General features: G+C 47.9%; 10 protein-coding genes. 6 read left to right on the top strand and 4 right to left on the bottom strand.

What is annotated here, in order from left to right; translation table 11 throughout:
- Both RMO35_RS02905 and pgl read right to left on the bottom strand, forming a co-directional pair.
- The coding region (locus RMO35_RS02905; protein WP_309738450.1) for a double zinc ribbon domain-containing protein at positions 1-137 on the bottom strand (137 nt) is incomplete at its 3' end.
- Between the two features lie 386 nt (positions 138-523).
- Positions 524-1,249: a 6-phosphogluconolactonase gene (pgl, locus tag RMO35_RS02910; RefSeq protein ID WP_309738439.1), complete on the bottom strand. Its 726-nt coding sequence runs from the start codon at positions 1,247-1,249 to the stop codon at positions 524-526.
- Between the two features lie 196 nt (positions 1,250-1,445).
- On the opposite strand from pgl, the gene RMO35_RS02915 reads away from it, so the two are divergent.
- The 3 genes from RMO35_RS02915 to RMO35_RS02925 all read left to right on the top strand — a co-directional run bounded on the left by RMO35_RS02915 (position 1,446) and on the right by RMO35_RS02925 (position 4,900).
- Positions 1,446-2,180: an HpsJ family protein gene (locus RMO35_RS02915; protein ID WP_309738441.1), complete on the top strand. Its 735-nt coding sequence runs from the start codon at positions 1,446-1,448 to the stop codon at positions 2,178-2,180.
- A gap of 355 nt (positions 2,181-2,535) precedes the next feature.
- The gene (locus RMO35_RS02920; RefSeq protein ID WP_309738443.1) at positions 2,536-3,288 is read left to right on the top strand and encodes a DUF502 domain-containing protein; all 753 of its coding nucleotides are present in this window, start codon (positions 2,536-2,538) and stop codon (positions 3,286-3,288) included.
- Between the two features lie 286 nt (positions 3,289-3,574).
- Positions 3,575-4,900 (top strand): isochorismate synthase, encoded by a 1,326-nt coding sequence (locus RMO35_RS02925; RefSeq protein WP_309738444.1) that lies wholly within the window; start codon positions 3,575-3,577, stop codon positions 4,898-4,900.
- On the opposite strand, the gene RMO35_RS02930 is transcribed toward RMO35_RS02925, so the two are convergent.
- Complete coding sequence (locus RMO35_RS02930) at positions 4,869-5,444, bottom strand: hypothetical protein (RefSeq protein ID WP_309738445.1); 576 nt, start codon at positions 5,442-5,444, stop codon at positions 4,869-4,871. The genes RMO35_RS02925 and RMO35_RS02930 overlap by 32 nt on opposite strands.
- 395 nt (positions 5,445-5,839) lie before the next feature.
- Complete coding sequence (locus RMO35_RS02935) at positions 5,840-7,240, bottom strand: hypothetical protein (protein WP_309738446.1); 1,401 nt, start codon at positions 7,238-7,240, stop codon at positions 5,840-5,842.
- 372 nt (positions 7,241-7,612) lie between these two features.
- Here RMO35_RS02935 and RMO35_RS02940 point away from each other — a divergent pair, with 372 nt between their 5' ends.
- From RMO35_RS02940 to RMO35_RS02950, 3 genes are all read left to right on the top strand, one after another.
- Positions 7,613-8,242 carry a response regulator transcription factor gene (locus tag RMO35_RS02940; protein WP_309738447.1) on the top strand — a complete coding sequence of 210 codons (630 nt, stop codon included), beginning with the start codon at positions 7,613-7,615 and terminating at the stop codon, positions 8,240-8,242.
- 189 nt (positions 8,243-8,431) lie between these two features.
- Positions 8,432-8,614, top strand: coding sequence for a hypothetical protein (locus RMO35_RS02945; protein ID WP_309738448.1), 183 nt, complete (start codon positions 8,432-8,434; stop codon positions 8,612-8,614).
- A gap of 39 nt (positions 8,615-8,653) precedes the next feature.
- Positions 8,654-8,800 carry a hypothetical protein gene (locus RMO35_RS02950; protein ID WP_309738449.1) on the top strand — a complete coding sequence of 49 codons (147 nt, stop codon included), beginning with the start codon at positions 8,654-8,656 and terminating at the stop codon, positions 8,798-8,800.
- The last annotated feature ends 137 nt before the right edge of the window (positions 8,801-8,937 follow it).

Consider the following 8,937-nt stretch of genomic DNA (forward strand, 5'->3'; position numbering starts at 1 on the left):
CCGCAAAATGTAGCATCAAGCTGAATTGATGCACCGCAGTTTGGGCAAGCTTTGGTTGCTGGCAAGGCTGTATAACAAGCTTCGCAGTTAGTGGCACCTTCAGGGTTATCGTGCTTACAGTTCGGACAGACAATCATAAAAATCTGATGTTAATTTTTAGAGACTTATGCTTACTCACGTCTTGTATTAAAACAAGTTTACTAGCGATTCGCGCTCGTCGGGGTTCCCGACAGTTTAGCGACTGAAATCATGCGGAGGGCACCTCCGCATGTGTTTCAGTCAAGACAGCGAATCAAGACAGTGTCTTAAGTGAATAGTGAATAGTGGATAGTTTTGGTACTTAGAAGTAAGTTTTGAGGCTGTTTTCATCAATTTTGGGATACTGTCTCGAACAGGCACTCTACTTGCGAAGTTGGTCCGATCGGGGTAGATAAGACCGGACATTTTAGAGACTTGGTCTGTCTCGATTTTACCAGAAATAGGCATTCAATCTTTATGTACTTGCTACTACACAAGGGTAGATTTAGCGAGGAGCTAGCCGCTCGCCAGCGGCTGCGTCTAGCAGCCAGAGCAATTCGCCTTGAGGTTGGACGCCGCGCGATGGATAAGTATGAATGTCACCCGTAGGTGCAAAGATTTCGGCTAGCGCGGGTTGTTTGCTAGCGCCTGCGACCAAGAAGATCGCACACCGGGCGCGATTGAGCAGGGGAAAGGTAAAAGTAATCCGAGGTTGCCCATCTTTATCGCCGACAGTTATCAGTCGATCTGCGACTGATAAAGCTGCTGTATGGGGGAATAAAGAGGCTGTATGCCCATCATCGCCGATCCCCAGTAGGATAATGTCAAAAACGGGAATCGACCCAGTTTCTAGCCCAAACTGAGCTAAGGTCTGACGCTCGTATTCCTCGGCGGCTAGTTGCGGTCGATCGAAGTGCGTTGGCATTGGATGGATATTTGCGGCTGGGATCGGTACCAGATCGAGCCAGACGCGCTTAGCCATGCCATAGTTACTATCGGGGTCGGTAGCTGGCACATAGCGTTCGTCACCCCAAAAAATCTGGATTCGGTCCCATGGTAAATCAGCTTGAGCCAATGCCGCATACAATGGCTGTGGCGTCGAACCACCAGAGAGAGCAATCGAACAAGTCTGACGTTCGTTAATGGCGGTATGGATGCGGGTGACGATCGTCTCTAGGGCTGCGGCTATTAGTGCCTGTAGATCGGAATAAATGTCAACTTTGGGAGTCATAAAGCGCGAGATAACAGATAAACTGAGTAATTAGATTTTAGGCGAGACTTGGTGACGTTCGCGAAGCGTTGCCTCAGCAAATCGCGGGGAACTTACCCAAAACAAGATAATCTAAGTTTTTAGATCCTTACACGACGCATTTACCAATCGCTCACTGGTCGGAGCGTACATCTGGCACATCTCAATAATTTAGACTATGCAACCTATTGTTAGTAGTTTTCTAACCCCCCTGGCGCTTAAAACCGCAGGTGCAGTACTGATTTTATCTTCTCTGATCGATTTAGTTTTCATGCTATGTTTTCCACCAGAAAATCTAGTGTTAGAAGGCAGTCGATGGTGGCTTTATGCTACTAGTCAACTAGTCGATCGCGGACTACTACCATTAGTGGGTATTGCTTTTGTGGTCGCTGGTGATTGGATTGAGATCGTTTCCACCGAAGATGGTGGAGATCGGGGCAGTATGCGCCGGATCGCGACTTTCTCGCTTGCTAGCTTGTTGGGATTGATTTTCGTCTTGATTATTCCCTTTCAACTGATTACCACTAATGATTTTAAATCCCAGGATCTCAAAAAAATTGGCGAAGAGGTAACGCAGATTCAACAAGGCATCAAAGGTAATCTGCAACAGATCGATGCTCTGAGCAAGGATAAAGTCAAAGAGCAAATTACTACCATCGATCGCGAGATCGCCAGCGGACAAGCTCAAGGCGAACGGCTGGCAAATCTTCAGCTCAATAAATTGTTACTGACAGATCCCAAGAAATTTGCCCAAAAATCCGAGCAAAATCTCCAAATCCAAAGACAAAAACGCGAAAATCAAGTCAGTAATAGAATGATTCAAACTGGTGTCAGGACTAGTTTAGCCAGCGTTCTCCTCGCTGTTGCTTATATCACGATCGGCTGGACGGGACTCAGACGCGTTCTTAAATAGGTAATGGGTAATGGGTAATGGGTAATGGGTAATGGGTAATGGGTAATGGATAATGGGTAATGGATAATGGGTAATCGGAGTATACTTTAAGCATCTTCAGTATTCCTAACCCTTTATTCATATATTTAGTATTAAGTGGCACAAATTCAGTCACTATTGAAATCCTTGCACCTCCCATCTCCCATCTCCCATCTCTTTCCTAAATAGCACTAAAATTTATGCCCTCAGTACTAAGTGGATGAGCTTGAAACTGTGGGATACTGGAAGTTACCCCTTCCCCAGATTCGGTAAAGCTTTGTATAGTATGAGTAGACAAGATCGACATGACCGATCGTAACTAGAGAGTCAGAGATTTGTGTTCCAACATTTCAAGCAGGACTTAAAAAATGATTTGATCGCTGGGTTGCTAGTGGCGATTCCACTCGCTACGACCATCTGGTTGTCGATTAATGTGGCGACGTGGGTCGTTAATTTTTTGACTCGCATCCCCAAGCAGATCGCACCGTTTGATGGCTTGGATCCAGTTCTAGTCTACTTGTTGAATTTATTAGTCGGCTTAGTAGCACCGCTGTTAATCATCCTGTTAATTGGCTTGATGGCGCGGAATATTGCGGGCAAGTGGCTCTTGGATGTCGGCGAACGGTTATTACAAGCCATTCCCTTAGCTGGTGCGGTTTACAAAACACTCAAGCAACTCTTAGAGACGCTGCTGCGCGACTCCGGCAACAAATTCCGCCGCGTCGTATTGGTAGAATATCCGCGTCGAGGAATTTGGGCGCTAGCTTTTGTGACGGGCACGCTCGATAGTGAGATTCAGTCCCAAATGCCTCCAGGCATGTTAAATCTGTTTATTCCAACGACACCCAATCCCGCTACTGGCTGGTATGCAGTGGTAAACGAAAATGATGTGCTAGATTTGGCAATGTCGATCGAGGACGCATTTAAAGTCGTGATTTCGGGTGGGATTGTCAATCCGAGTAATGTGGCTGTAGCCGCCCTCGATCGAGCCTCAGAGCCGATTGTTGCCCCGATGATTAGTACCTTACCGACGCCGCTGCTCGATTCTCCAGAGGAGATGGCTCTTCGCCAACGGGAGGAGCAATCCTAATCGTCACTCATAGCTCCCTTCCCAGTGACAAATTGCGGAGTTCGTCCCGCCTTTGTTTCCACGGCTCGGGTTCCCCGAGCCGACGACTATGGAACGAACCCAAGTTAGACATCTGGTATGGATAGTGGATAGTGGATAGTGGATAGTGGATAGTGAATTGCAAATGTCTATTTTTTGGGTGGGAAGTGAGTAGCTCGTAATGGATCTGTATCTGAAGATAGCCACCCAGATTAAAAGTTTTTTTGATGCCACTGCAATCGTCCCTCTAGCAATAGAGGGACGAATTTTGCGCATTGAAGTGCAAGTTCCGCACCTAGAACCCTTACACTGGCTAGCACGGCAAACAGCAGCTAGCAAAACTTATTGGTCGGACCGTCACGGTCGATTTACGATGGCGGGGATTGGGACTTTGGATGTGGTAGCAGGGGATCTGCCGATTAGTTATCCGGCTGTGTTCGATCGATTGAGACAAAAATTATCCCCACTTTTCCCCCGAGTTCGCTACTACGGCGGCATTGGTTTCAGTCAAAATCGCCAGATCGATCCGAGCTGGAAATCATTTGGCAACTATCGCTTTGTGGTGCCGAGATTTGAAATCTGGATGGATGAAAGTGGGACTTTTTTTGCTTGTAATTTTTTCGGTACGCCGGATGTGGCACATTGGGAGCGAGAATTAGCGCAAATCTTAGTTGAGTTGCGCCGAGTCGATCTAACTCAGCTACCAGTCACCGTCGCAACACCCGTCCAAATCGCTCGCGTCGATACTCCCGACCGCTACCAGTGGCAACAAAATATTAACTTAGCACTGGCGAAATTTACCGACCGCCAGCTCGAAAAAATCGTCTTGGCACGAAAATCGACGCTGCTATTTGCCAGCGATCTCCAGCCCCAAATTCTCTTACTATTACTCCAACCGCATAACTACCCCAGCTATCATTTTTGCTTTCAGACCGACCCTCAGACGGCTTTTATCGGTACCTCTCCCGAACGACTGTATTATCGCCACGATCGATTATTAGCAACTGAAGCAATCGCGGGTACGCGCCAGCGGGGCACATCTAGCGAACTGGATCGACAGTTGAGTGATGAATTACGCAACTCACCCAAAGACATTCACGAGCATCAATTAGTCGTAAATAATTTACGAGCAATCTTAGCCCAAATCTGCGATGCCGTGACGATCGAGCCGTCAGCCAGTATTCTCAAACTCAACAAGGTGCAACATTTATATACCCAATGTCAAGGCATCCTCACCGCCGAACTAACTGATGCCCAGATCCTACCACTGCTCCATCCCACCCCCGCAGTAGGGGGTTTCCCCCGTCCCCAAGCCTTAAAACTAATTCACGAATTAGAACCCTTCGAGCGCGGTTGGTATGCGGCACCTGTCGGTTGGGTCGGGTATGATGATACGGAATTTGCCGTGGCAATTCGATCGGGACTAGTTACTGGCGATCGGTTATTATTATTTGCAGGTGCGGGGATCGTTACTGGCTCCCAATCGGCACAAGAATGGCTGGAAGTCGAAAACAAAATTCGCCACTTTACCGATTTATTTACCCCACCCCATCCCCCGACAATTACAGCGAATCGATCGCATATCGAGCAATAAGCATGGTGAATTTTGCCCGCTCTAACTCGGATAACTGCTCCCAAGCTAAGGGTCTGACAATGTTATCGGGTTCGTCAACGCCAGGATTGCACCGCATGGCATAAGCGTAAGGACGCGCCATCACCAACAGATCGTCAGTCGCCCAATTTGATAGCAAATCGCCTACCGCTTTGACTAGTTGCTCGACTGGCTCTAGGTTACTAGTCGCTAGTGCGCCGACATTGGCCGCAATCTGCGCGAGCCACTGCTGGGGTACTCGGGTACCAAATCGCTCGCTGATGGCGGCTAGGGGACTGACTGGAGCCGCGCTGGTAGTGTCCCAACATGACTGGATCTGCGTAAAAAAAGCGCTCGATCGATCGGCAATCTCCGCTTCCGACCAATCATCTAAATTAAACTGACTATCGGTTTGGGTATAATAGTCCGCAGTGTCTGGGTCGGCTGGATTCCATGGATACTCAGTAGTAGTAGCTGCAAGGAGGCAATCCATTAATTCAGCTTCAGATAAATTGTCGCGGTCGTCGGGTTGAGAATTGAATGACATGATTGCGCTCCTTGTCTGTACGACGGGGTTTAATAATTAATATATTAATATATGTAAGCAGCCTGCGAATTGCTCGGAACTTTTTCAGTGGAAAGTCTTCTAAGTTCAATTGAGGTCTGTGATTGACTACATTTGACAATAACCTCATTCCGTAAAGGTGGAAAATTTAGCGGCGATCGACTTATCGCCATTGCATCGAGTCTACCAACTCGATCGAGGGCGATAAATCATTCGATCGAGTGACGTTGTAGTTGATTTAAAGTCAGTTCGGGATCGGAAGAGCCTAGAGACTGAAGTCTCTGCTCATGATGCGAAGTCTGCCTGCGCGGAATAAAGATTCAGTCCGCGCAGGCGGACTTGGCATCACTAGCCCCGATTTTAATCGGTGGCTAGCTCTAGACCATGTAGGCAGGTGGCTGGACGTTGAAATTAGCGAGCATCGCTGGGGCGATTTTGGTGGTGGAGATCGTGCCGCCATCAGTGGCAACTGGGTTGCTGGGATCGAAGACGAGCAAAATTCCTTCAGGAATATGATAGGCATAAGAGCCGGATTCGTCTTCGATGTCGATGATGCCGAGTCCTACATCACTGAGGGTTTGCACGCGACCGTCGAGTAAAACTGTTAATTGCGATCGATCGGGATTTTCGACTTGAAAGAAGATTTGAAAAACATTGTTACCTAAGTCAGTTACTTCTACTGGCGCACCGTCGATCGATAACTTCCGCAGATTGGCACGAGCGACATCCACAACGGCATCATCGATGACGACCATATACATCGGCACCATCGCACGACGCGGTTGCCATTGACTGGGACTGACCCCAATGGCGGTCATAAATTTGCTTAAGTCGGTAATGAGTAATTGAGTCTTCACGGATGTAGATCGATCGACTGCGGCTTGACCCATACTGCTGGCGATTAGTAGCGTATAATCTTGATTGCTGGTGACAAAGGCGAGCAATTTGGCTAGCTGACGATCGGCTTCAGCCATTGTAAAATCAATTTCGGCATTGTAAGTAGCGTGCCACTCTGGGGTTAGTTCCAGATCCTGGAAATCATCAGGATACTTAGCTGGCCAATAGCGGTGCATCGATGATGCCACATGATTGGTAAAAAACGTGGATAAATCTGGCTTGTGGCGATCGAGCTGCTGCATGAATAGGTCGAAAGCTAGCTGCATTTGCGATGTCCGTCGCCGCACGACGCGGCTGGGCCAGATCTTTTCGGAGACGATTTGTTTGGCAAGTCGGTAGGCGGTGTCTAGTTTGACGCCCAATTGTGGCGCTTTGGTCAAAAATGGTAATGCGGCTTTAATGTTCAAGCCTTTATTGACATTCCGACCCGATGAATCCACCATTTTGAGATTAAAATCTTGAAAACAGGTCAGCGCATCGGGAAAGCATTCCGAACCATTGGCAAAGGTATCGGGGACATAAAAGGCATACCGCGAGATGTCTGCGGGCAACGGGTATGTATGCAGCGACCCAAATACACCGACCTTCACGCCAGCGCGTGCTAGCAATTCTGTATAGTTGGGGTACTCTTGATTTATTTCTGCTAAATCTTGGCCGAAATTTTGGATGGTATGTTTTTCATTAGTAACGCCGCGATGCAAAGTCGGCCAAGTAATCCAGGGTGATAAGTGACCTTTATCTTCAGTTACGGTTTCATATACCGCACTTTGCCGCAAGATTTGGGCGAGTGCCGACTGCGGATTTGCAGTGGTGTAGTCTACTAAAACTCTGCGCGGTACTTCGTTGAGTTCGTAAAAGACCACTTTTTTGCCATGAATCATTTTGGTACTCCAGAATACGACTGCGGGCTAATTCTCATGGATATCTCGGCTCGATCGCCAGCCAATTACATCATAATATGTCAAACTGGTAAACCATTAGACTTAAGAGAGTTGGGAGTTAGGAGTTAGGAGTTAGGAGTTAGGGAAAACTCGACCGACACATAGGGCTGCTTGTGAAAGTCAGGATGGGAAAATAAAGCAGTCCTAATGCGCTCAGCACTTTCACCGCTATTTAGCATTTTTGGCGTTGCTGGATTAGGGTATGACTTTGGATCTTTTCTGTACAAACTGATTCCTCTTTCTTCCAAACTCCGAACTCCCAACTCCATCACTAGCAATTTCATACTTCGATCCAGCAATGCCGCATTTTTTATGATTAGGCTTCTGTTAGTAGACGACCAAAACCTGATTCGACAAGGACTAAAAGCTTTGCTCGAACTCGAACCAGATCTGTGTGTGGTAGGTGAAGCCGAAAATGGTGTAGTAGCGATCGAATGTGTCAGAACGCTCCATCCCAATGTGGTCTTAATGGATATTCGGATGCCGCTAATGGACGGCGTGACCGCCACTCGCGAAATTTGTCAGCAATTTCCCCAGGTAAACGTGCTGGTATTAACGACCTTTGATGATGATACCTATGTCTCAGCCGCGATCGCCAATGGTGCCAAAGGCTATCTGCTCAAAGATACACCATCTGAGGAAATTGCGGCAGCGATTCGGGCAGTAGATCGCGGCTATACGCACCTAGCGCCAGGGATGCTTGCCAAAGTGATGTCCCAGCAAGCGCAACCAGCGACTACTTTACCGCCCGAACTCAACGAACTAACGCCGCGCGAACTCGAAGTCTTAAAACTGATTGCCAAAGGTGACAATAATCGGGAAATTGCCCAGAAGCTATACATATCCGAAGGTACCGTTAAAAATCACGTTACCAATTTATTGAATCGATTAAATCTGCGCGATCGCACTCAAGCCGCCATCTTCGCCAATACCTACCTCTAAATTGACACCCACTTATTCTCTCAGAGCGTGCCTCAGCTACTTGGCTGATTTATCATTCGATCGATCGGCCATTACCAGCATTAATGACAATTTTTAGTAACTAATAATACATTAAGCGTACGGTGATGCGATCGGGATTGAGTAAACTAGACAACTAGTAGACACCCACACTAGTCAACTCTTACCCTGATGCTTTCTAACCTCTCCAAAACGCAAGTCGATCGCAAGTGTCCCAAATGCGGTTGTGCTGAGGTAGTCCGCTCCCAGCGGATCGACCTGACAGACCGAATGCTATCTTTAATTAATGTCTACCCCTATCGCTGCCAGAAACATACCTGCAAAAATCGATTTGAAAGTTTTGGCAAAGCCTAATAGCGCAATTTGGCGGCTAATGGCTACTCAGGAATGCCGATGTCGCCAACCTATTTCGAGCAAGAAGCACTCCAGCAGCGGATGGCAGCATCCCGCCGCAGGCAGCAAGAAACCAAACGCCGCGATCGAGAACGCCAAGAACGCGCTGCTGCATGGCAGTCTCAGCAGGAGCGGGAGATTACTTAACTAGGACTGCGGGAATTCCCCCGCCATAGGTGTACCCGCCTTGGCGGTGGGATGAAAGCAGGCGAATGAGAGATTGCATCTCCCCACCGCTATTTGCCACCACCGGAAGCAAGCAGCGGAGGGAGATGTATGAACGA

The organism is Chamaesiphon sp. OTE_20_metabat_361, assembly GCF_031364565.1.